The 21,025-nt window shown below is 68.5% G+C and carries 19 protein-coding genes; 13 read left to right on the forward strand and 6 right to left on the reverse strand.

Annotated elements, in window-relative coordinates; genetic code table 11:
• The first annotated feature begins 7 nt into the window (after window positions 1-7).
• Together OG884_RS23220 and OG884_RS23225 are read left to right on the forward strand one after the other, a co-directional pair.
• Window positions 8-1,129: a glycosyltransferase family 4 protein gene (locus OG884_RS23220; protein WP_326636090.1), complete on the forward strand. Its 1,122-nt coding sequence runs from the start codon at window positions 8-10 to the stop codon at window positions 1,127-1,129.
• A 17-nt stretch (window positions 1,130-1,146) separates the two neighbouring features.
• Window positions 1,147-2,241: an NDP-sugar synthase gene (locus OG884_RS23225; protein ID WP_326636092.1), complete on the forward strand. Its 1,095-nt coding sequence runs from the start codon at window positions 1,147-1,149 to the stop codon at window positions 2,239-2,241.
• Window positions 2,242-2,492: 251 nt separating this feature from the next.
• On the opposite strand, the gene OG884_RS23230 is transcribed toward OG884_RS23225, so the two are convergent.
• Window positions 2,493-2,693 carry a hypothetical protein gene (locus OG884_RS23230; protein ID WP_326636094.1) on the reverse strand — a complete coding sequence of 67 codons (201 nt, stop codon included), beginning with the start codon at window positions 2,691-2,693 and terminating at the stop codon, window positions 2,493-2,495.
• 221 nt (window positions 2,694-2,914) lie between these two features.
• On the opposite strand from OG884_RS23230, the gene OG884_RS23235 reads away from it, so the two are divergent.
• Window positions 2,915-5,530 (forward strand): bifunctional FO biosynthesis protein CofGH, encoded by a 2,616-nt coding sequence (locus OG884_RS23235; RefSeq protein ID WP_326636096.1) that lies wholly within the window; start codon window positions 2,915-2,917, stop codon window positions 5,528-5,530.
• 130 nt (window positions 5,531-5,660) lie between these two features.
• On the opposite strand, the gene OG884_RS23240 is transcribed toward OG884_RS23235, so the two are convergent.
• Window positions 5,661-6,053, reverse strand: a complete 393-nt coding sequence (locus OG884_RS23240) for a hypothetical protein (RefSeq protein ID WP_326636098.1) — start codon at window positions 6,051-6,053, stop codon at window positions 5,661-5,663.
• A 367-nt stretch (window positions 6,054-6,420) separates the two neighbouring features.
• Here OG884_RS23240 and OG884_RS23245 point away from each other — a divergent pair, with 367 nt between their 5' ends.
• Together OG884_RS23245 and OG884_RS23250 are read left to right on the forward strand one after the other, a co-directional pair.
• Window positions 6,421-6,855 (forward strand): RRXRR domain-containing protein, encoded by a 435-nt coding sequence (locus OG884_RS23245; protein ID WP_326636100.1) that lies wholly within the window; start codon window positions 6,421-6,423, stop codon window positions 6,853-6,855.
• Between the two features lie 131 nt (window positions 6,856-6,986).
• Window positions 6,987-7,241 (forward strand): hypothetical protein, encoded by a 255-nt coding sequence (locus OG884_RS23250; RefSeq protein ID WP_326636102.1) that lies wholly within the window; start codon window positions 6,987-6,989, stop codon window positions 7,239-7,241.
• Window positions 7,242-7,484: 243 nt separating this feature from the next.
• Here the strand turns inward: OG884_RS23250 and OG884_RS23255 are convergent, their stop codons facing one another.
• Together OG884_RS23255 and OG884_RS23260 are read right to left on the reverse strand one after the other, a co-directional pair.
• Window positions 7,485-8,213 (reverse strand): hypothetical protein, encoded by a 729-nt coding sequence (locus OG884_RS23255; RefSeq protein WP_326636104.1) that lies wholly within the window; start codon window positions 8,211-8,213, stop codon window positions 7,485-7,487.
• A complete protein-coding gene (locus OG884_RS23260) occupies window positions 8,210-8,548 on the reverse strand; it encodes a hypothetical protein (protein ID WP_326636106.1) in 339 nt (112 codons plus the stop codon). The genes OG884_RS23255 and OG884_RS23260 overlap by 4 nt, the downstream gene beginning before the upstream one ends.
• Before the next feature lie 396 nt (window positions 8,549-8,944).
• Between OG884_RS23260 and OG884_RS23265 the strand changes: the two genes are divergently transcribed.
• The 6 genes from OG884_RS23265 (at window position 8,945) to OG884_RS23290 (ending at window position 15,037) form a co-directional block, all read left to right on the forward strand.
• Window positions 8,945-9,775: a helix-turn-helix domain-containing protein gene (locus OG884_RS23265; RefSeq protein WP_326636108.1), complete on the forward strand. Its 831-nt coding sequence runs from the start codon at window positions 8,945-8,947 to the stop codon at window positions 9,773-9,775.
• Window positions 9,754-9,966 (forward strand): DUF397 domain-containing protein, encoded by a 213-nt coding sequence (locus OG884_RS23270; RefSeq protein ID WP_326636110.1) that lies wholly within the window; start codon window positions 9,754-9,756, stop codon window positions 9,964-9,966. Before OG884_RS23265 ends, OG884_RS23270 begins: the two co-directional genes overlap by 22 nt.
• A 215-nt stretch (window positions 9,967-10,181) precedes the next feature.
• Window positions 10,182-10,613 carry an MvdC/MvdD family ATP grasp protein gene (locus OG884_RS23275; RefSeq protein WP_326636112.1) on the forward strand — a complete coding sequence of 144 codons (432 nt, stop codon included), beginning with the start codon at window positions 10,182-10,184 and terminating at the stop codon, window positions 10,611-10,613.
• A 573-nt stretch (window positions 10,614-11,186) separates the two neighbouring features.
• Window positions 11,187-12,566: a group II intron reverse transcriptase/maturase gene (ltrA, locus tag OG884_RS23280; RefSeq protein ID WP_326636118.1), complete on the forward strand. Its 1,380-nt coding sequence runs from the start codon at window positions 11,187-11,189 to the stop codon at window positions 12,564-12,566.
• A gap of 398 nt (window positions 12,567-12,964) precedes the next feature.
• Window positions 12,965-14,107 (forward strand): ATP-grasp peptide maturase system methyltransferase, encoded by a 1,143-nt coding sequence (gene tgmC, locus OG884_RS23285; RefSeq protein WP_442811509.1) that lies wholly within the window; start codon window positions 12,965-12,967, stop codon window positions 14,105-14,107.
• Window positions 14,108-14,227: 120 nt separating this feature from the next.
• Window positions 14,228-15,037, forward strand: a complete 810-nt coding sequence (locus OG884_RS23290; protein WP_326636121.1) for a hypothetical protein — start codon at window positions 14,228-14,230, stop codon at window positions 15,035-15,037.
• Between the two features lie 146 nt (window positions 15,038-15,183).
• On the opposite strand, the gene OG884_RS23295 is transcribed toward OG884_RS23290, so the two are convergent.
• Window positions 15,184-16,503, reverse strand: coding sequence for a coenzyme F420-0:L-glutamate ligase (locus tag OG884_RS23295; RefSeq protein WP_326636123.1), 1,320 nt, complete (start codon window positions 16,501-16,503; stop codon window positions 15,184-15,186).
• Complete coding sequence (gene cofD / locus OG884_RS23300; protein ID WP_326636124.1) at window positions 16,500-17,465, reverse strand: 2-phospho-L-lactate transferase; 966 nt, start codon at window positions 17,463-17,465, stop codon at window positions 16,500-16,502. Before cofD ends, OG884_RS23295 begins: the two co-directional genes overlap by 4 nt.
• A gap of 298 nt (window positions 17,466-17,763) precedes the next feature.
• Between cofD and OG884_RS23305 the strand changes: the two genes are divergently transcribed.
• Entirely contained in the window at window positions 17,764-20,289 is a 2,526-nt protein-coding gene (locus tag OG884_RS23305; RefSeq protein WP_326636126.1) for a hypothetical protein, read from the forward strand.
• Between the two features lie 226 nt (window positions 20,290-20,515).
• Complete coding sequence (locus OG884_RS23310; protein ID WP_037969494.1) at window positions 20,516-20,776, forward strand: WhiB family transcriptional regulator; 261 nt, start codon at window positions 20,516-20,518, stop codon at window positions 20,774-20,776.
• Window positions 20,777-21,025: the final 249 nt, after the last annotated feature.

Raw genomic sequence — 21,025 nt, forward strand, 5'->3', positions numbered from 1 at the left:
ATCCTTCTTGACGCCGAGAGTGCTCGTCGACGCGGCCGCGGTTCCGGCCGATCGCGGTGCGCTGATCAGGTACGTCGATGGGCTCGTCGCCGCGTTGGACAGGGCGGGCGCTGATCTCGTGATCGTCTGCCAGCGCGCCGACGCCGCCCGATATGCCGGACTGGCGCCCTCCGCGCGGATCGTGCCGGGGCCTCATGAGATCACCAACAGGGCCGCCCGCCTGACGTGGGAGCAGACGGGGCTGCCGTTCCTCGCCAGGAAGGTCGCCGCCCAGGTCATTCACGCCCCCTACTACTCGATCCCGCTGAACTCGGGCCTGCCGACCGTGGCGACGGTGCACGACCTCACCTGCTTCACCGAGCCCCTGCAGCACGACGCGGTCAAGGCGGCGTTCTTCCGCGCGGCGACCCGCACGGCGGTCCGGCACGCCAGCCGGGTGATCGTGCCCTCCAAGGCGACCAGGGACGAGCTGATCAGGCTGCTCTCGGCCGACCCGACCCGCATCGACGTCGCCTATCACGGTGTCGACCCGGCGCTGTTCCATCCGCCGTCCGAGCGCGAGGTCAAGCACGCCTCCGACCGGCTCGGCCTGCACGGCACCCCCTACGTGGCCTTCCTCGGCCCGTTGGAGCCCCGCAAGAACGTGCCGAACCTGATCCGTGGCTTCGTGCGCGCCGTCGAGGACGCCTCCTCCCCGCCCGCCCTGGTGCTCGCCGGGGGCGTCCGCGACGTCGAGGTGGACGCCGCGGTGGAGCAGGTCCCCTCGATGGTACGGGTGCTCCGTCCCGGCTTCCTCTCCTTCGCCGACCTGTGCGGTTTCCTCGGAGGAGCGGTGGTCGCGGCCTTTCCCTCGCGGGGTGAGGGCTTCGGGCTTCCGGTGCTTGAGGCCATGGCCTGCGGCGCGCCGGTGCTCACCACGCACCGCACCTCGCTGCCGGAGGTGGGTGGCGACGCGGTCGCCTACACTGAGCCGGACGCCGACAGCATCGCCGCGGCGCTGCGCACGCTGCTCTCCTCACCCGAGCGCAGGGACCTGCTGTCCGCGGCGGGCATCGCCCGTGCCAAGGAGTTCACCTGGGACGCCTCGGCCGAGGCGCACATGCTCTCTTACCAACGTGCGGCCGAGTAGTGAGTTAACCTCGCGGAATGATGGAGACCCCTTTGCCGGATCTGGAGGCGATTCTCCTTGTCGGTGGACGAGGGACGCGCCTGCGTCCGATGACGCTCGACACCCCGAAACCGTTGCTGCCCACGGCGGGAGTCCCCTTCCTCTCCCACCAACTCGCCCGCGCCAGGGCCTTCGGCGTGCGGCGCATCGTGTTCGCCACCTCCTACCGCGCGGAGATGTTCTCCGAGGCGTTCGGGAACGGTGAGGCGTTCGGCCTCGAACTCGAATACATGACGGAGGAGGTCCCGCTCGGCACCGGCGGGGCCATCCGCAATGCCGCCAAGGCGCTGACCTGCGGCCCGGACGATCCGGTGCTGGTGCTCAACGGCGACATCCTGTCCGGTCACGACATCGGCGACCAGATCGCGACGCACGTCTCGCGGGGGGCGGCCCTCACCCTGCACCTGACCGAGGTGGACGACCCCTCGCGATTCGGCTGCGTGCCGACCGACGACGACGGGAGGGTGACCGCCTTCCTGGAGAAGACCCCGAACCCGGTCACCAACCGGATCAACGCCGGATGCTACGTCTTCACCCGTTCGGTGATCGACACGATCCCGGAGGGGCAGGTCGTCTCGGTCGAGCGCGAGACCTTCCCCGGCCTGATCGAGGACGGCGCCCTGGTGCTCGGCTACGCCGACGCGTCCTACTGGCTCGACGTGGGCACGCCCGCCGCCTTCGTGAAGGGCTCCCGCGACCTGGTCCTCGGCCGGCTCGTCTCACCCGCGCTGCCAGGTCCCACCGGCGACTTCCTCGCCCTGCCCGGTGCCATGATCTCGCCCGAGGCCGAGGTCTCCGGAGGTTCCGTGATCGGCGCCCGCGCGATCGTGGAGTCGGGGGCGCAGGTCACCGGCAGCGTGCTCGGAGACGACTGCATCGTGCACTCGGGGGCGGTCGTGGTCGACTCGGTGGTCGGCATCGGCGCGCGCGTCGATTGTGGAGCGGTCCTGCGAGACGTGGTCGTCGGCGACGGCGCCGTGGTCGGCCCCGGAAACGAACTGCTCGCGGGCAGCCGGGTCTGGCCCGGTGTCGTGCTCCCCGAGTCCGCGATCCGCTTCTCCAGCGACATCTGACCTCACCGCGGCACGGCCGGCTCCTTCCGCCGCACCCGCCGTGCGGTGTACGGCGGGCCGGTCGCGTTCTGACACGGATTCGCACCCGGTGGGTTGACGTGCTCGCTCTTCGCAGTGCTCGTTCTTCGTCGTGCTCGCTCTTCGCAGTGCTCGCTCTTCGTCGTGCTCGCTCTTCGCAGTGCTCGCTCTTCGTCGTGCTCGCTCTTCGCAGTGCTCGCTCTTCGTCGTGCTCGCTCTTCGCCGGGGCCGGGTCAGCCGGCTGCCGGGGTCGGGCGGTGTGCGGCCACCCGCTCGCGGGCCGCGGGCACCCGCGCGTGGCCGGCGGTCGTGTCGAGCATCCCCTCGTCGGGGGAGGGTTCCCGGTGATGCCAGTCGAGGCTGTCGCGTGTGTCGGCGCCCACCAGCGGGGCGAGGATGGCGACGGCGACGAGGGCGAGAAGAAACCAGATCATTTTCGGCTCCTGAGGGTGGGATCCGAGGCGGGGTGCCCCGGAGAGAGGCCGGGGGCTCCTGCGGATGCGGGGGTTCCGGCTGATGCATCCAATTTATGTATATGCAAGCATTTATGTCCATCGAGATCTGCTTGACCGAACTGTTTAGCAGATCTGAATCGTTGGGCCACGGCAGGGCACCCGCTGCTCCGTGCGCCGCCGCCGCGCCGTACTGTGCCGTCATGAGCGCCAACCCCACCGACAACGCGATGCGCCGGGCTCTGGCTAGGGCCCGCGACGGCAAAGCTCTCGATGTCGCCGAGGTCACAACCCTGTTGCACGCCCGGGACACGCATCTACAGACCCTCCTCGATCACGCCGGGAGGGTCAGGGACGCGGGCCTGGAGGCGGTCGGGCGGCAAGGGATCATCACCTACAGCCGCAAGGTCTTCATCCCCCTGACGAGGCTCTGCCGGGACCGCTGCGGATACTGCACGTTCGCCACCGCCCCGCACAAGCTGGAGAGCATGTTCCTGAGCCCCGACGAGGTGCTGGAGATCGCCAGGCAGGGCGCGGCCATCGGGTGCAAGGAGGCCCTGTTCACCCTGGGGGACCGGCCGGAGGACCGCTGGCACCAGGCCCGCGAGTGGCTGGACGCGCACGGCTACGACGACACGCTCTCCTACGTCCGTGCGATGGCCGTGCGGGTGCTTGAGGAGACAGGGCTGCTGCCGCACCTGAATCCGGGCGCCATGACCTGGCAGGACCTGCAGCGCCTCAAGCCGGTCGCGCCCTCCATGGGCATGATGCTGGAGACGACCTCGCGGCGGCTCTTCGAGGAGAAGGGGCAGCCGCACTACGGCTCGCCCGACAAGGACCCCGCCGTGCGGCTGCGCGTGCTGGAGGACGCCGGGCGGACGAACGTGCCGTTCACCAGCGGCATCCTCATCGGCATCGGGGAGACGGTCGCCGACCGCGCCGAGTCGCTGTTCGCGCTGCGCAGGGTGGCGCGCGAGTACGGTGGCATCCAGGAGATCATCGTCCAGAACTTCCGCGCCAAGCCGGACACCGCGATGCGCGGCATGCCCGACGCCGACCTGCAGGAGCTGGCCGCCACCATCGCGGTGACCCGGCTGGTGCTGGGGCCGAAGATGAGGGTGCAGGCCCCGCCGAACCTGGTCGACTCCGAGTACGAGCTGATGATCAGGGCGGGCATCGACGACTGGGGCGGTGTCTCGCCGCTGACGCCCGACCACGTCAACCCCGAGCGTCCCTGGCCGCAGATCGACGACCTCGCCGCCCGCACCGCCGCCGCCGGGTTCACGCTGCGCGAGCGGCTGACCATCTATCCCGAGTTCGTGCTGGCGGGGGAGCCCTGGCTCGACCCCAGGCTCAACGCGCACGTGGCCGCCCTGGCGGACCCCGACACCGGCCTCGCCCGCGAGGACGCGGTCGTGACCGGCCGTCCCTGGCAGGAGCCCGACGGGGGCTTCGTCTCCCTGGGCCGCGTCGACCTGCACACGGCGGTCGACACGGAGGGCCGTACCGCCGACCGCCGTGACGACTTCGACCACGTCTACGGAGACTGGGAGGCGCTGAAGGAGCGCCTGCCCGCAGCCGTGGGCGGCGGCGCCGTCAGGGGCGATGTGCGGGAGGCACTGCGGCAGGCCGAAAGCGACCCGGCGGGGCTGAGCGACGCACAGGCGCTCGTCCTCCTCGACCTCGCCGGAGACCCGTCGGGCGCGGGCGCCGACGACGCCGCGCTGGACGAGCTCTGCCGGATCGCCGACGGCCTGCGCAGGGAGGCGGCCGGTGACGACGTCACCTACGTGGTGAACAGGAACATCAACTTCACGAACGTCTGCTACACGGGCTGCCGCTTCTGCGCCTTCGCGCAGCGCCGCACCGACGCCGACGCCTACACCCTCTCGCTGGAGCAGGTCGCCGACCGCGCCGGGGAGGGTTGGCAGGCAGGGGCGACCGAGGTGTGCATGCAGGGCGGCATCCACCCCGACCTGCCCGGCACCGCGTACTTCGACATCGCCAGGGCGGTCAAGGCCAGGGTGCCCGAGATGCACGTCCACGCGTTCTCGCCGATGGAGGTCATCAACGGGGCCAGCCGCACCAACCTGTCCATCAAGGACTGGCTGGTCGCCGCCAGGGAGGCGGGTGTCGACTCGCTGCCGGGCACCGCGGCCGAGATCCTCGACGACGACGTCCGCTGGGTGCTGACCAAGGGCAAGCTGCCCACCGCCGAGTGGGTCGAGGTCATCTCCACCGCGCACCGGGTCGGCATCCCGACGACCTCCACGATGATGTACGGCCACGTGGACAACCACGCGCACTGGGTGCAGCACATCCGGCTGATCCGCCGCATCCAGGAGGAGACCGGTGGGTTCTCCGAGTTCGTGCTGCTGCCGTTCGTCCACCACAGCGCGCCCATCTACCTGGCGGGGATCGCCCGCCCGGGGCCGACGGCGCGGGAGAACCGGGCGGTGCACGCGCTGGCCCGGGTCCTGCTGCACGGCGCGATCGCCAACATCCAGTGCTCCTGGGTGAAGCTCCAGGACGGTCTCTGCCGTGAGGTGCTCCTGGGCGGGGTCAACGACCTCGGCGGCACGCTGATGGAGGAGACGATCAGCAGGATGGCCGGGTCGGAGAACGGCTCCTTCAAGACGATCAGCGAGATCGAGGCCATGGTCGCCCCGACCGGGCGGCCGGTCCGGCAGCGGACCACCTCCTACGGCGTACCGGACGCCGGACGGCTGGCCGCGGCCAGGGCGAGCGACGGGGTCTGCCGGAGCGTCCGCCTCAACGCCCTTCCACTGCTCCCGCTGGAGGCGTCGACAAAAATGTAACGAGTTCTATAGTTGCTTGCCTTCCGTGAGGGGTTCGTTGACACAGTCGTCTTTCTCCTCTAGCGAGAGGTCTCCGCGTGCCCTCCTCCGGTCGACACCGTGTGGCCGTCGGCGCTGAGCGGCGTCGGCGTCAGGTTCTGCTGCGTCTGTCGCCGGCGGTGGTCGCGATGGCGGTCGCCCCGGCGGGAGGCGCCGTCCTGGTGCTCGACCAGGCGGGGGGTTCGTGCTCGACCCGCGACCCGGTGCGCCTCGGCCCGATCACCGAACCCGACGGCGGCCAGGTCATCCGGCGCAGCCGCCTGGAGGAGCTGACCCAGACCCTGCGCGCCGACCCGAAGGAGCCCGGCGCCCAGAGGAGATCATCGACGTCTTCCTCTCCGCCCTGGCCCGCCGCCTCTGTCACCCCACCTGTGCCAAGGCCCCGTAACCAGCTGTCGCCGGGTGGCGGACGGTTGCTCCGGCCGGAGGTCTGGATCGTTCCGGCGAGGAGATCGGAGAGGGTGCCTGGAGTTTCGGTAGTCATTGACTTACTCTTGGTGACGAAATCCTGCTTCTCTTCAGGTAGGAGTACATCGGTCAACGACCCTGGCCCAAAGGCCAGGGCTTGAGGTGCCACACCGCGCACTGATAGCCCCGCGTTGACCAGCCCAAGTCGATCGTCTTGAAGGAGGTGCATTCGATTGACTACGTTTCACGTAGGTCAGCAGACCCACCAGTCCGTGCTTCCTCAGCGGGCTGCTCTGGAATCCGCGTCAGCAGACACGCCCGAGGGTGGGCACGAAACGGGACGCGGACACCGCTTCAGCGCGGTAACCGGCGTGGAACCTGGGCGAGGGGAGACCACGGCAGACGGCACCCGTCTGCCGCGGCGTCACCCTGAAGACACTGCGGTGTCCGAGGGAGCGAACCGTGAGGTTCACCCGGTCGTGTTCGTCCTGGACGCCCGCGGCCACCCGCTCGACCCCTGCCACCCCGCCCGCGCCCGCCGTCTGCTGGCGGCCGGTAGGGCGGTGGTGGTCCGCCACACCCCGTTCGTCATCCGGCTGCGCGACCGCGTGGCCGCCGACTCCACCGGCGACCTGGTCCGCGCGACCGTCCCGACCGGCAAGAAGGCCGGAGTCCACACCGGACGGGTCGCGGTCCGCACCACCGGAAGCTTCAACATCACCACCCGGCACGGCACCGTGCAGGGCATCGGCCACCGCCACGTCCGCCTGCTCCAACGAGCCGATGGCTACGGCTACACCACCCATCCGGAAGCGCGGCACCGTGCCGCGTTTCCTCCCCCGCCTGAAGGCGGGGGTATCCACGCTGGAGGTATCTGATGGAAAGTGCCGACGGTCGGATCATGGCGCTCATCGTGATCGCAATGATCGTGTTCGCCGTCTCACAGCTCTGACAGCCCCCGTATGCCGGCAGTGATGAGGACCCTGCTTCCCCCCGGTAGGAGTGCGACGTGGACAGCTCGAACGGCCGGATCCTGACCCTTGTCGTAGTGGCCGCGATCGTGTTCGCCGTCGGACGGCTTTTCCAGCGGACGATGGACACCTGGGCGGGATGGGGCAACGCGATCAAAGCGGCCGCCGAGGCCGCATCGAAGATCCCTGACGCCAAGTCGGCGGCCTGGAAGGCGGTCCGCCGCATGATCGGGGTTGGCCTGATAGCACTGATCGTGCTCGCGGCGGCCGTGAACGTGATCCGCTACGGCTGAGCCGCCGAATCCCAGGTTGGGCCCCGGAGCCTTGCGGTGACCGGAACCGGTGTCGGCTCCTGTGATGGCCGGGCGCCTGGTCGCACCGACAAGGCCCCTGATCGCTCCCCCTCTTCGCGCTGCGCGGCATGGGGGATCGGTGTCGCGGGAATGCGCCTGTGAGCGGGGAGAAGTGGAGCCCTCGGTAGGGCGTGGTCGATCGGGTGTGACCGTCCTGTGGGAAGGAGCCCTACCGAGGGGGTCTCAACCGGTCTTGCTCGCCAGGCGCGGCGCGGGCTGGAGGTCGTGAAGACGGACGATCAACTGGGTGGCGAGGACCCTGCGCAGCAGGGCGGTCTCGTCCAGGCCGACGAAGACGTTGTGCCGTTCTGTGTGAATCGCCGTTCTGTCGGGGCCGGGACGGAAGACGTCGGCCAGGATTGCGGCGGGCTCGCTGCGGGCCACCGTGGCGACGGCGGAGGACTTGCGGAGTTGCGGGCAGGTGGCGAGCGCCTCGGGAATGCAGTCCCGGCAGGTCGCGGGGGCGCTGGTGTAGCCGCTGCCCTCAACCCCTCGGATCGCGCGGAATGCGGTGGCGGTGATGATCCAGGGGATACGCCCGGTCTCCGGGTCGGTCGCCTCCTGGCCGCAGAGCTGGCAGAGGGCGCGTTCCATGCATCGCCACTGGCGGGCGGTGTTGAGCATCCGCCACAGCGGTGCACCCTGACGGTTGTCCAGAATGCGAGCGCGCAGCACCCCGTTGTCGGCCCGGTCTCCAGGGCGTGGGGTGACGTAGGTGAGTCGTGGAGTGGTGAACGGCCTGCGTACGAACAGCAGGGGGTGTGGCAGCGCCTCGTCGGCATGTGCGATGACGTACGGGACGCGAAGCCGCGTCGTCACCTCGTTCTTTCCTCCAGGCGAGCCGTCAGAGGCTGCCTCGCCCGGCCCGCTCTTTCCCCGGACCTGCTCGTGAGGGCCGGTCGCACCGGTCATGGCCTTCCTTCGGGATGGGCCGACAGGATCAGCTGCGCCACCTTCTCGGGCCGCTCCCTCCTGATGTTCCGGAGACCGGGAACGTTGGGAAGGGACACCAGATAGCCGCCGGGACGCGGCCCTATGGTCACCGACGCGACCGCTCGCCCACCCTCATCGCAGGCCACCAACTCGGGGGCATACCGGGTGCGCTGTCCCAAGGGCCATGGCTTCCCGCCCTCGGACAGCTTCAAGCCGATCGTGTGCACGGCGTAGGAATGAACTCCCTTCGCCTTCAGCAGCTTCTGCACGACAGCCAGTGCCCTGTCGTGGTTCTCCGCCGTCGCGTCGGTCACGGCGGTTTTTTGATCCGTTCCCCTTGCGGGGACCATTGCTCTTTCCTGTCTGGTGGTCACTTTCCCTGCCCTTTCTGTCCTCCACATTGAGCCGGTGAATTGCGACGTCGTCGCGGGGTTTCAGAACGCCGGCCTCAGTCGGCTTTGATTCTGAATAAGCGCATCGCCGCACCTGTCCTCTATGTCCGATAAACGGCTTACAGGTGCCGCATCGGCAGTAGATTTCGGTGTGGGACGAGACTTATGGCGTCCGCCGATTTCTCGCTTCCCCTTCATAGCTTGCTGCTTGGGGAGTACTTTGTGGGAAAACTCGAAAGGGCAATCGCCCTGCAAGCTGTGCTTTAGATGTCTGACGGATGTGTTGGATGTCGCCGGATACCCCACCGGGAGGTAGCTATGCCTGCACCACGCGAGCTGGACCCAAAGGCGGGGAGAAACGCGGCATTCGGCGTTGAACTGCGGCGCTTGCGTTTAGGGGCGGGCCTGACCCAGGAAGAACTGGGGAACCGGATCGGATATTCGACGAGCCAGGTCGGTTCCGTCGAAGTCGGGAAGCGCGCTCCCACGGAGCCGTTCATTGCGGGGTGCGAGGTGGGCTTCGGGCCGGGGCTGCGGGAAGTGTGGGCCGATCTCTCAAAACACAGGGACGAAGCGCCCAAATGGTTCCGACCCTGGCTGGAGGAGGAAGCGGAGGCGCTGTCGATCACGACATGTCAACCACTGGTCGTCCCGGGACTCCTCCAGACTGCGGCCTACGCACATGCATTGCTGAAGTGCGAGTGTCGCTACAGTGATGATCAGATCGAAGCCCTCGTTGCGGCCCGACTGGCCCGACAGAAGATCTTCACCCGTACCAACCCGCCCCGCTACCTCGTGCTGCTCGACGAGGGTGTCCTGAGTCGCCCCATTGGAGGGCCGAAGGTCATGTGTGAGCAGCTAAAACGACTCCTGGAAGTCGTTGATCTCCCACACATCACCATCCAGATCACGCCACTGGGCGCCAACCCCGGTCTGAGCGGCGGTATCGTCATCGCGCAAGCTCCCAAGGGTCACCGTCACACGGTCTACCTGGAAACTGCTGCGGAGCCCGTCGTGACCAGCAATCCCGAGGTAGTCAATGCGGTTACCATAAAGATGGACATCATCAGGGCGGAATCCCTCCCTCACAGCGCGTCGGTCGAGTTCATCGGGAAGATGGTGGAGAAGTGGACCTCACGGCTGAACTAGAGACGGCGGCCTGGCGCAAGGCAAGGCGCTCGACCGGTAACGGTGGCGACTGCATCGAGGTCGCTCCGCTGTCCCAGGGCCGCGTCGCCATCCGTGACACGGAAGCTCCTGGCCAGGCCCCCTATGTGGTGCGGGGCGAGGTCTGGGCGGCGTTCGTTGACGGTGCCAAGAAGGGCGAATTCGACTTCTAAGCCTCCCCAAGCTGAGAAGACCCCCGGCTGTGCGGCCGGGGGTCTTCGTTTTGGATCACACAGCCGTGTCTGTCGTACGACAGACACGGCCGACACCTGGCATGCCCCACTGCTCGCCCCTAGCGTCGGTGGAGATCCGTTCCCCACACGGAGATCTGTTCGCCGGCGCCCCATGCGCCGCCTGACGAAGGAGCGCATGACATGTCGAACGGAACTTGCCGCAGATCGTACTGGTCATCACGTCGGCGGAGGACGTCACCGCCAATCTGGTCATCGAAGCGCTGAACGAGCGCCAAGCGTACGTCGCCCGCGTCGATCCCGCCGATGTCGGCCCCGAGCTGATGTTCAGCGCCTACATCAATAGCCATCGCCCGGAGTGGATCGGTCGGCTCCGTTCGCCGAGTCGTGACATCGCGCTGGAGGACGTCGGGGCGGTGTATTACCGCCGCCCCAGCTCTTGGCGTTTCGAGAGCCTGGAAAAGCCGGCTCGGGATTTCGCCGTGACGGAGGCCAGACATGGGCTGGGCGGGCTGCTGGCGAGCCTGCCGAACTGTCGCTACGTCAACCATCCCGCCAATATCGGAAGGGCTGATTTCAAAGTCACGCAGCTACAGGTGGCTACTGAGCCGATCATGTGCGCCCAGTAGAACTGGAGGTGAAGCCGTGACATAGCGGCTGATCTGCATGTTCGTAAGCTCGTCGTCGCTTGCCGGTGAAAGTCCGGTCCGGGTAGCTGCCAGGAGGCCCGGTAGCAGGCTGGCGGCTTCGTCTGGAAACGGGCGGGGTCGAAGCCCAGCGTCAAAAGCCCTTAAGGGGGAGCGACGATGCGGTCCGTAGCATGACGCGAAGCCTGCGGCGTCGTTACTCAGCCGTCTTCGGACGGGACAAGGGAGAGCCGAGCCCCTCGTGATCGGGGTGAAGGCCATGGAAGCGGCGAAGAGCCTGGAAATTGCAGCCGCGAAGAACTCCCCGGCGTATGGGGCGCGGAACGTATCGATAGTGACGGCGGGAACTGGGGAGGCCCTCCCCGGCCCGGTGACCTGCGGAAGGTGTTACCGGAGCGTGGCGTCCTATAACCGGTCAACGCCGGGAAGTGGATTGCTGGCCGGGTGGGCGTCGGAGGCGGCCGTAGTACTGCTTGAGCCGACCGGACAACATAACCGGCGGTGAGGGAAGGGCCGCTACTTCGTCGATGCATATTGAGGTGGAGGAGGGGCTCGGTGAGTGCCGTTTTGGCTATTCCCGCCGCCGTGGGGCCGCGTGTTCCGCGTGATCCGGTCCGCGCCTTGCAGCATGTGCTCTACCGGGCGGCCAAGGCCGATCCCGGACGTCGGTTCCACGCGCTCATGGACAAGGTCTATCGCAGAGACGTTCTGGAGCGCGGGTGGGTCATGGTGCGCAGCAACAACGGCGCACCGGGCATCGACGCGACCACGCTGGCCGACATCGAGGAGTACGGGATCGTCCGGCTTCTTGAGGAGTTGGCCGCGGAACTTCGGCAGGGCCGGTATCGGCCATTGCCCGCGCGCCGGGTGATGATCCCCAAGCCTGGGCTGAAGGACGAGTACCGGCCGTTGTCGATTCCCGCTGTTCGGGATCGGATCGTGCAGGCCGCTGTGAAGATCGTGTTCGAACCGGTCTTCGAGGCGGACATGGCTGATTGCTCATTCGGGTTTCGCCCGAAGCGCTCAGCACACGATGCTCTGCAAGTGCTCATTGAGGAGCAGGCGCGGGGCCGCCGGTGGGTGGTCGAGACGGACATCGCCAACTGCTTTTCGGCGATTCCGCACGATGAGTTGATGCGTGCGATCGAGGAACGCGTCTGCGATCAGTCGCTCCTGAAGCTCCTGCGGGTGATTCTGCGCGCCGGGGTGATGGAGGACGGACAGATCCGGCGAGAGGTCACCGGCACGCCACAAGGCGGCGTGGTTTCACCCGTCCTCTGTAACGTCTACCTGCACCGATTGGATCGGGCGTGGGACGAGGCGGACGGCGTGCTGGCCCGCTATGCCGACGACGCGATCGTGATGTGCTGGTCCCGCGGTCAAGCCGAGCGGGCCCTGGCCCGCCTGACGGAGCTGCTGGCGGCACTCGGTTTGGAGCCGAAGGCCGCCAAGACCCGCATCGTGCACCTGGAGGTCGGTGGGGAAGGCCTGGACTTCCTGGGCTTTCACCACCGGCTGGTGCGCTCACGCGGGTTCAACGGGAAACGGCCGTTCGTTTTCCTCGCTCGCTGGCCCTCAGACAGGGCGATGCAACACGCCCGCGACCGGATCCGTGACCTCACGGACGGCCGCAGGCTGCTGCTTCGCACCGAAGCGATCACCAAGGAGGTCAACCTGTTCCTGCGGGGATGGGCTGGCTATTTCCGGTACGGGCATTCTGCCCGGCGCTTTAGCAAGATCAGAGAGTTCGCCTGGATGCGCCTGGCGCTGTTCCTCAGCCGAAAACACCGGCGCAGCCGGAGCTACGGCCGGGGCGTGCTGAAACGCTCGCTCAGCGATCTCGGCTTGATCAGCCTGTATGGAATCGTCGTCGCGCCCAGGGCGGGCAAGCCCTGGCGGGAAAGGCCGAATGCCGGCGGTGAACGACGTCGGTGAGCCGTGTGCGGGAGAACCGCATGCACGGATCGAGGTGGCGGGGGTTGGAAACGGAGCGAAGAACCTGGTCACGGCCACTGGGGTGGCACACCCGTCCGGGAAACCGACGGAAGGAAGGCCCCAGGCCCTCCCGCCAGGAGAAGCCACCGCGCCAGCCCCCGACCCTACAAGTTCTGGGACTTTTGAGAAGATCGGAAGGCGCGTCGGCCCTGCTGGAGTGGCAGGCGGACCACCTGGACCTCCGGAAAATCTCAATATTTATGATCGCCTCAGTACCAGGCTGGGGCTGCGGGTGCCCCCGACGGTGGTATCGAAGAATGCAACCCCAACGGGCAGTGGGGCTGGCTGCCTGATTCCGATGCGATGGCGGACGCCTTCGCCGATGTACTGCTGGAAGGATGGTGGCCGTGAGCGATACGGCCGCAAAACTTCGCCTCGCACTGGCGGATCATGTGGGTTCTCCCGGCTGGCGTCAGGCGCTGGAAGCGGTGCCGCGAGAGTTGTTCCTGGGCGATGCCGTTTACCGGGCAGATGAGAGCCGTGGTGATCGGTGGATTCCCGTCCGGCGCGCGGAGGTGGGTGCGGACGAGTGGCTCTCCTTGGCCTACACCGACGCCACATGGGTGACGCAGATCGACGGAGTGATGGCCGGGGACGCGACCGGCGTCATGGTGGGACAACCCAGTTCGTCCTCCACCTTCCCGAGCCTGGTCGTACGGATGCTGGAGGCCGCCCAGATCAGCGAGGGCGACACGGTGCTGGAAATCGGTACGGGCACCGGTTACTCAACGTCGTTGATGTGTCAGCGACTCGGCGAGGAGGCCGTCACCTCGATCGAGTACGACCAGGAGGTCGCCGCTCGGGCCAGGAAGGCGATCACCGAGGCCGGGTACGCGCCGACCCTCGTGGTAGGGGATGGACTGCTCGGGTATGGCGAGGACGCCGAATACGACCGGCTGATCGCCACGTGCTCGGTGCGGACCATTCCGTGGGCGTGGATGTGGCAGGTCCGCGAAGGGGGAACCATCACCGCCCCCATGTGGGGTTGGATGGGCGGGGTTGCCTTTGCCCATCTGACCTTGGCTGACGACGGCAGTGCCAGCGGTCGTTTCCTCAAGGACGATCTGTACTTCATGACCGCCCGTTCCCACCTGCCACCGCCACGGCCGCCGGTGACGACCGGTTTCGGAGATGCCCGCAGGAGCAGGATTGACCCGTCGATTCTCAGGGACGACGATACGGCCCTGTGGGTCGCCCAACTCGCAGCCCCGCAGGTTCAGTGCTCCTGGGGTGAGGACAAAACGATCCTGCTGGATGTCAGCACCGGTTCGTGGGCTGACACCACGCCAGATCCCGCAGGCGGGTGGACGGTGCATCAGCACGGGCCGATCAAGCTGTGGGACGAGGCGGAGAAGGCACTCCTGGTCTGGGAGGAGGCCGGGCGTCCGCATCAGTCCGGGTTCGGGCTCACCGTCACCCATGATCGCCAGTACGTCTGGCTGGGCGACCCGGACGGCCCGAGCTGGGACCTGCCCGCGTAGCGGCCGGTTGAGAAGGTTCCGCATTTCCGTATCGCTCGAACGTATCGGGAAGATTTGAGACGGCGACGTGATCTTTGCCTGGAAGGATCCTCTTTCCCTCCGGGCGCCAAAGGAAATCGAATGAGACGGATCACCACCGGTCTTGTCGTGAGCCTCCTCCTGCTCACGCCGCTGCCCGCCCGTGCCGACGCGCCCGATCCGATCAAGGCGCTCCGCGCCCAGGTCGTACCGGGCAGGGGCGTCACCGTCTCCGCGGTCACCCGCATGTTGGCCGACGGCAAGCACCTGTTCACCAGCCGGACCACGCGGGTCGCCGGATTCCGTAAGGGGGGGCTGGTGGAAACGGACGACATCAGCACACTCTCCTCGCCGATCCGCTCTGAGACCCCGGAATTGGACTCTTCCGTCCTCTTCCCGGTGCTGCTCATCAAAGTCGACGGCGCGTACTACACCTCGGGTGGTGATCTGATCGGCACGTTGCCGCTGGGCAAGCAGTGGGTGCGCAGCCGATGGCCCGAGTCCAGTCCCATGGATGTCACGGTCGATCTCTTCGAACCCGGTACGCTGCGGGCGCTGCTCGCCACCGCCTCCTCCGTCGGCCCGCGCGCGGCCAAGGGCACCATCTATGCCTCCAAGATCCCCGGCCGGCCCCTCGGCGGGTGGTTTGGACGCGGGGAGAAGGTCGCCTGGGCGCTCTGGTTCGACGCCAAGGGCAGGGTCACCCGCCTGACCACCACGACCTCTCAGCAGACGAACGACAACTACGAGCTGGGTATCCGTTCCGACCTGCGCTTCACCGGCTGGGGCACCAAGGTGACGATCGAGCCGCCGCCCGAGGACCGGGTCGTCGATGCCGAGGACCTTCCCGAGGAGGAAGGCCTGTTCTGGGAGCCGCCGGTGACGATCGAGGCTCCCCCGAAGGGGAAGTGAGGCCGGGGCCGCAGGGTGAGGCCGACAACGCGGATGCGCCGGGGCGGGTCGTCGGGGCCTGGACGCGTGACATCGCGGTGGTACTCGCGGTACCACCGCGATGTCACGCGACCTCGGCCGGGTGAGCGGAGGATCCGCCGCGGACCCTAGCGGACGACGACGAAGTCGGACGCCTGCCGGGGGGCGCGGTCGCGGGGTGGGGCGGCGGGGTGGCCGATGGCGACGGCCCCCATCGGGTCCCAGCCGGCGGGCAGGTCGAGGACCTCGCGGACCACGTCGCGGCAGAACATGGTGGAGGACACCCATGCGGAGCCCAGACCCTCCACCGCGAGCTGGATGAGGAAGTTCTGCACCCCCGCGCCGGTCGCGACCACGAACATCTCCCGCTCGGCGGCGTTGCGCCGGTCGTCGCGGTAGGTGTGCGAGCCGTCCATGACCAGGCAGGGCACCGCCAGGTACGGGGCAGCGCGCAGCACGTCGCCCCGCCTGACCCGCCTGGCCACCGACTCCTCGGAGAAGCCGTCGCCGCGCAGGTCGTTGATCCAGGCCTCGCGCATGGCGTCGAGTAGCTTCTCCCGGGCGCCGGCGGACTCCAGCAGGACGAACCGCCACGGAGTCGTGTGGTGCGGGGCGGGCGCGGCGATCGCGGCGTCGACGGCCCTGCGGACCTTGGCGCCGTCCACGGGTTCGGCGGAGAACTCGCGGATGGTTCTGCGGGCGAAGACCACGTCGCGCGAGCCGTACCGGAACATGTCGTCGGCGGACGGGCGGACCAGTTCGCGGATGCCCGGCCCGTCATCCGCGGTGGTGTACTCGGCCAGGCCCCTGATCACCGCCACCGGGGTCTGCGCGACCTTCCCCTTGACCAGGTCTCCGGCAGCGGCGAACTCGTCGGCGACGGCGGTCAGGGTGACCTCGAGCGCGTTGCCGTAGTCGTCGGACATGCCCCGGTAGTCGAGCGCGGGGGTCACCCCGGCGAGGCCGACGGCCATGTCGGTCTGGCCGTTGCGCCAGGGGCGGCCGAAGGTGTCGGAGAGGACCACCCCGACCGAGACGCCGAGCAGTTCCGCGATACGCGCTCTGACGGCCGAGGCGGAGGCGTCCGGGTCGACGGGTAGCAGGACCACCGTGTCCGGCCTGGTGTTGGAGGCGTCGACCCCGGCGGCGGCCATGACGAACCCGTGCGCCGTCTCGGCGATCACGGTGTCGCCCCTGCGGGCGACCACCCGCCTCGTCTCCGCGCCGACGGCCTCGGCGCGGGGCACGCCGTGCAGGACCCGGCCCTCGGCCTTGCTTGAGATCTTGGAGGTGACCACGAGGATGTCGCCGTCACGCAGGTCGGGCAGGGCCGCTGCGATCAGCTCCCCGACGTCGTCGCCCTCGCGGACCTCGGGTATGCCTGGAACGGCGAAGATCTCCACCTTGACGTCGGCGGAATTCCGCCGTCCGCGCCCGACGCGGCTCATCGCGAACCCTCCCCGTGTGCGGAGGAGGACGCGAGCCGCGCGGCCATGTCCAGGGCGGCGCGGGCGATGGCGGCGGCGGCCTCGACGTCGTGCATGATCAGCGGGCGGGCCTCGACGTCGACGTCGGCGAGGGTCACCCCGGCATCCTCCTCCGCGACCAGCCAGCCGTTCACCAGTGGCGACCCGTACAGCTCCAGGACCGCCTGCGCGGTGGTCTGCACGCCGATCGCGGCCAGGCAGGCGTCGGCCATGCCGTGGACGGGGGCGCCGCCGACGATGGGGGAGACACCGACGACCGTCTTGCGCTCAAGGGCCTCGCGGATGCCCTTGATCTGCAGAATCGTGCCGATGCTGACGACCGGGTTGGACGGCGGGAGGATGACCGCGTCGGCGGCGGCGATGGCCTCAAGCACGCCGGGCGCCGGGGTGGCGTCGTCCGCGCCGACCAGGATGATCTGCTCGGCGGGAACCGAGGCGCGCAGCCGCACCCACCACTCCTGGAAGTGGACGGCGCGGCGGCCCCGCTCGTCGGTGACGACCACGTGGGTCTCGGTCCGGTCGTCGCTCATCGGGATCAGGCGCACGCCCGGCTGCCAGCGCTCGCACAGTGCCTCGGTGACCGCCGACAGCGGATATCCGGCGTCGAGCATCTGGGTACGTACGATGTGGGTGGCGAAGTCGCGGTCGCCGAGGCCGAACCACTGCGGCTCGACGCCGTAGGCGGCCAGCTCCTCCTTGACGACGTGCGATTCCTGCCGCCGCCCCCAGCCCTGTTCCTCGTCGATACCGCCGCCCAGGGTGTACATCACGGTGTCGAGGTCGGGGCAGACCCGCAGGCCGTAGAGACTGATGTCGTCACCGGTGTTGCCGATGACGGTGATCTCGGAGTCGGGGGCAGCGGTGAGGAGACCCCGCAGGAAGCGGGCGCCACCGATTCCGCCGGCGAGGGACACGATGCGCATGCCGTTCAGTGTTCCACTAGGTCATCACGGATGTCGGCGGGGTGCCGGGAAAGAGGCGGCGCAGTCTTTTCATGATCGTTATGATGGTCGTCCGCGCTGGCGGAATCGCCTAACCCGATGTCCGAATTATGGATGTATAAGGTGCAATGGAGCACTTATGAGGTTGGTGGGCTTCCTGGGACTACCAACCTCAAAGTCAGCCATGTGCAAAACTGACCCGGGTTTACCTAAAGACCCTATGGGGGTAGTTGTGATCAATGTCGAGGCGGGCCGGCTCCGAGAACCGGCGGCGTGGCTCATGGTAGCCGTTGCCTCCGCGAGCGTTCTCGTCGGCATCGAACGCCTGCTGTTCGGTGGATCGTCCTTCGCCGCGCGCGCGGCGGGCTACCTGGGTCAGCTCACCTCGCCGGTCGCCGCCGCGCTGCTCGTCGGCGCCGTGCTGCTGGCCACCCACCTCGGTCCGGTGATCGAGCGGCTGAAGCCGATGGCCCTCGTGGCGGCCGGCACGCTCGTGCTCTCCGTGCTCTTCGGCGTGATCGGCCTGCTCACCGCGCTGTTCGGTGGTGCGACGGACCTCCGAGAGAAGATCGAACTCCTCCTCGTCCACCTGCCCGCCCTCGCGCTGACCGCGGTCGCACTGCTCTACGTGCTGCCGAAGGCGGTCCCCGCCGGTTCGCGCGCCGGGTCCCTCCGCGCCGAGGACGGCTTCGGCCGCTCCCCTGAGCCTTCCAGGGAGCAGGGGTACGCCTACCAGCCGCCCGTCCCCGGACAGGGGCCGGTTTCCTTCCAGGAGCATCCGCAGGGGCAGGGCGCGTACCCCCAGGGCCAGATGGCGCAGCAGGGCGTTCACCACCCGCAGGATCAGGCTCTGCGGGGCGGCCACGGCTACCCGCAGGGCCAGATGGCGCAGCAGGGCGTTCACCACCCGCAGGATCAGGCTCTGCGGGGCGGCCACGGCTACCCGCAGGGCCAGATGGCGCAGCAGGGCGTTCACCACCCGCAGGACCAGGCTTCGCAGGGCGGCCACGGCTACCCGCAGGAGGCGCCGCCCGTCCAGAACCCGCAGCCCCGGCACAACCTCCCCGCGCTTCCGCCCGCGCCCGCGCACGGCTCCGCCGGAGTCCCCGAGGGGTACGGGCAGCAGGCGGCCTCCTACGCGCCGCCCACGCCGCAGGCGGGCGACGGGCACCCCCAGGCGCCGCCCTACACGCCGCCCGCCGAGAGCCAGCCCTACGCTCCCCCGCCCGGCGCCTACGCGCCGTCACCTCAGCAGCCGGAGCCGCAGGGGCAGGGTTACGCGCAGCCCGTGCCGCAGGCACCGCAGCCCGCCTCCCCGACCGCCGCGCAGCCCGGGGGCTACACCCCGAGCCCGTACGTCGCGGCCGATGTCCAGCCCCCGGTCCCGGCCAAGCCGTACGAGCCGCCGGACGTCGCCTACGACCCACCGGCCGCTGCCTATGACCCGCCGGTCTACGCCGCTCACGTGGAGCAGCAGCCCCAGACGGAATCCCGACTGCCGAGCTATCCGCAGTTCCCCGACTCTCCGGCGTACGGGCAGCCCGAGCCGCAGGGCTTCGGCCGGCAGCCCGATTCCCCGGCGTACGGTCAGGAGCCGCAGGGCTTCGGCCGGGAGGCCGACTCTCCGGCGTACGGTCAGGAGTCGCAGCCGGCGAGTTCCGGGCGGCACTCCAGCCCGAGGCTGCCGAGCTATCCGCAGTTCCCCGACTCTCCGGCGTACGGGCAGCCCGAGCCGCAGGGCTTCGGCCGGCAGCCCGACTCCTCGGCGTACGGCCTCCGCTCGGAGCAGCGGCAGCCGGACTACGGACAGGCCGATCTTCCCGCGTACGGGCAGTCCGAGCCGCATGATTTCGGCCGGCAGGCCGACTCTCCGGCATACGGTCAGGAGCCGCAGCCGGCGAACTCGGGCTGGCACTCGGAGCCGCAGATGCCGGGCTACCAGCAGTCTGAGCCGCCGGGCTACCAGCAGTCTGAGCCGCCGGGCTACCAGCAGTCTGAGCCGCTGAGTTACCAGCAGTCTGAGCCGCCGGGCTACCAGCAGTCCGAGCCGCTGAGTTACCAGCGGCCTGAGCCACAGGGCTTCGGGCAGCAGGACTCGCAGCCGCCCGGTTACGGTCACCAGTCCGAGCAGCAGGCCCCCGTGCCCTACCCGCCGGCCGACGGCCGGCAGAGCCCGGCGTTCGACGGCCAGCCGCCGCAGTCCTTCCCGCAGCCTCCGGAGAACTACGGTCAGCCGTTCAGCGGTTACCCCGGCGCGGAGTTCGGCCGGTCGGCCGAGCCGGACCCGCAGTATCCCGCGCCCGACCCGGTGGACCTCAGGTCACAGCAGATGGCTCAGGCCTACCAGCAGGCGGAGAGCTACCAGCAGCAGGCCCAGGGCACCGAGCCGCAGATTCGCGTCCCCGAGTACGGCTCCTCCGGCTACGACGGCCCGTTCGGGCATCCGCAGCAGGCACCCCAGGTCCCCGCTCCGCAGAACCTCCAGGCTCCACAGAACCTCCAGGCTCCACAGAACCTCCAGGCCCCGCAGGCCCCGTACCAGCCGCAGGGCGGCGGGCACCAGTGGGACCCGCGGTCGGAGGCGACGCTCAGGTTCGACCCGAGTGCCTACTCCGGAGACCCGCTGAGCGACCCCGCGCTCCCCGTCAGGACGTGGGACTCGCAGCCGATAGACCCCACGGCGATCTACAAGCCCGAACAACGCCCAGGTCAGGGCATGGATGAGGAAAGCCCGGATAGAGAGAGGGTGGGCCCCGGTCAGGATCAGAACATGTCCTGGTACGGTTCCGACCGCCGAGAGCACTGAGCCCCTGGCGATCGAGGCGATCACCTGGTGCAATTGCCGTCGTGGCAGGCACACGACCCACAACCGGGGAGAGCAGGTCTTTCCCCGGATACCAGCATGCCGCTTGACGCCACACCGGGCACGCGCGTGTAATTACACACGTGTTGTTACGCCTTTCTCTGGGTGGGTAAGGGGGAGGCGTTCATAGGGGGGCTCCATTTGCGGGCGTGCGGCAGGGAGGTGTGCAGTGGCCGACCTGGTCATCGCACAGGAGAGCATCGCTGAAGAGCAGCTTGGCTGGCAGGAGCGCGCCTTGTGCGCGCAGACCGACCCGGAGGCGTTCTTCCCGGAGAAGGGAGGCTCCACCCGCGAGGCCAAGAAGGTTTGCCGCTCCTGCGAGGTGCGTGCCGAGTGTCTTGAGTACGCGCTGGAACACGACGAGCGGTTTGGAATCTGGGGTGGACTGTCGGAACGGGAACGACGGCGGATCAAGCGTGAGGCGGTCTGAGTCGTCCGGGAAACGGATGGCTGGAAGGCTTGGGCGCTTCGAGGTCCGGGCGGTCTGGAAATCCGGCCGCCGAAGAAGCACTGAAGAAGTTCGAATGATCTGACAGCAAGTACGTGACGCCCTCTCGGGGGCGCTTGACGAATATGTCCACGGGGTCACGTGACCATCGGTCACGTGACCCTTTTTCGGTTGCGCGACCAGGTATAAGACATAGTCCAACACAGGGTGTCGTATCGTTGTCGCGCCGAT

Origin of the sequence: Streptosporangium sp. NBC_01755, from assembly GCF_035917995.1 — a bacterium.
Lineage (GTDB): Bacteria > Actinomycetota > Actinomycetes > Streptosporangiales > Streptosporangiaceae > Streptosporangium.

Excerpts from the sequence above, each read along its gene's own strand:
- cofD (WP_326636124.1), bottom strand. The coding sequence starts at position 17,465 with ATGCGCATCGTGTCCCTCGCCGGCGGAATCGGTGGCGCCCGCTTCCTG.
- OG884_RS23240 (WP_326636098.1), bottom strand. The coding sequence starts at position 6,053 with ATGACTACCGAAACTCCAGGCACCCTCTCCGATCTCCTCGCCGGAACG.
- OG884_RS23305 (WP_326636126.1), top strand. The coding sequence starts at position 17,764 with ATGGTAGCCGTTGCCTCCGCGAGCGTTCTCGTCGGCATCGAACGCCTG.
- OG884_RS23290 (WP_326636121.1), top strand. The coding sequence starts at position 14,228 with ATGAGACGGATCACCACCGGTCTTGTCGTGAGCCTCCTCCTGCTCACG.
- OG884_RS23230 (WP_326636094.1), bottom strand. The coding sequence starts at position 2,693 with ATGATCTGGTTTCTTCTCGCCCTCGTCGCCGTCGCCATCCTCGCCCCG.
- OG884_RS23235 (WP_326636096.1), top strand. The coding sequence starts at position 2,915 with ATGAGCGCCAACCCCACCGACAACGCGATGCGCCGGGCTCTGGCTAGG.
- OG884_RS23225 (WP_326636092.1), top strand. The coding sequence starts at position 1,147 with ATGATGGAGACCCCTTTGCCGGATCTGGAGGCGATTCTCCTTGTCGGT.
- OG884_RS23265 (WP_326636108.1), top strand. The coding sequence starts at position 8,945 with ATGCCTGCACCACGCGAGCTGGACCCAAAGGCGGGGAGAAACGCGGCA.
- OG884_RS23295 (WP_326636123.1), bottom strand. The coding sequence starts at position 16,503 with ATGAGCCGCGTCGGGCGCGGACGGCGGAATTCCGCCGACGTCAAGGTG.
- OG884_RS23255 (WP_326636104.1), bottom strand. The coding sequence starts at position 8,213 with ATGACCGGTGCGACCGGCCCTCACGAGCAGGTCCGGGGAAAGAGCGGG.
- tgmC (WP_442811509.1), top strand. The coding sequence starts at position 12,965 with ATGGTGGCCGTGAGCGATACGGCCGCAAAACTTCGCCTCGCACTGGCG.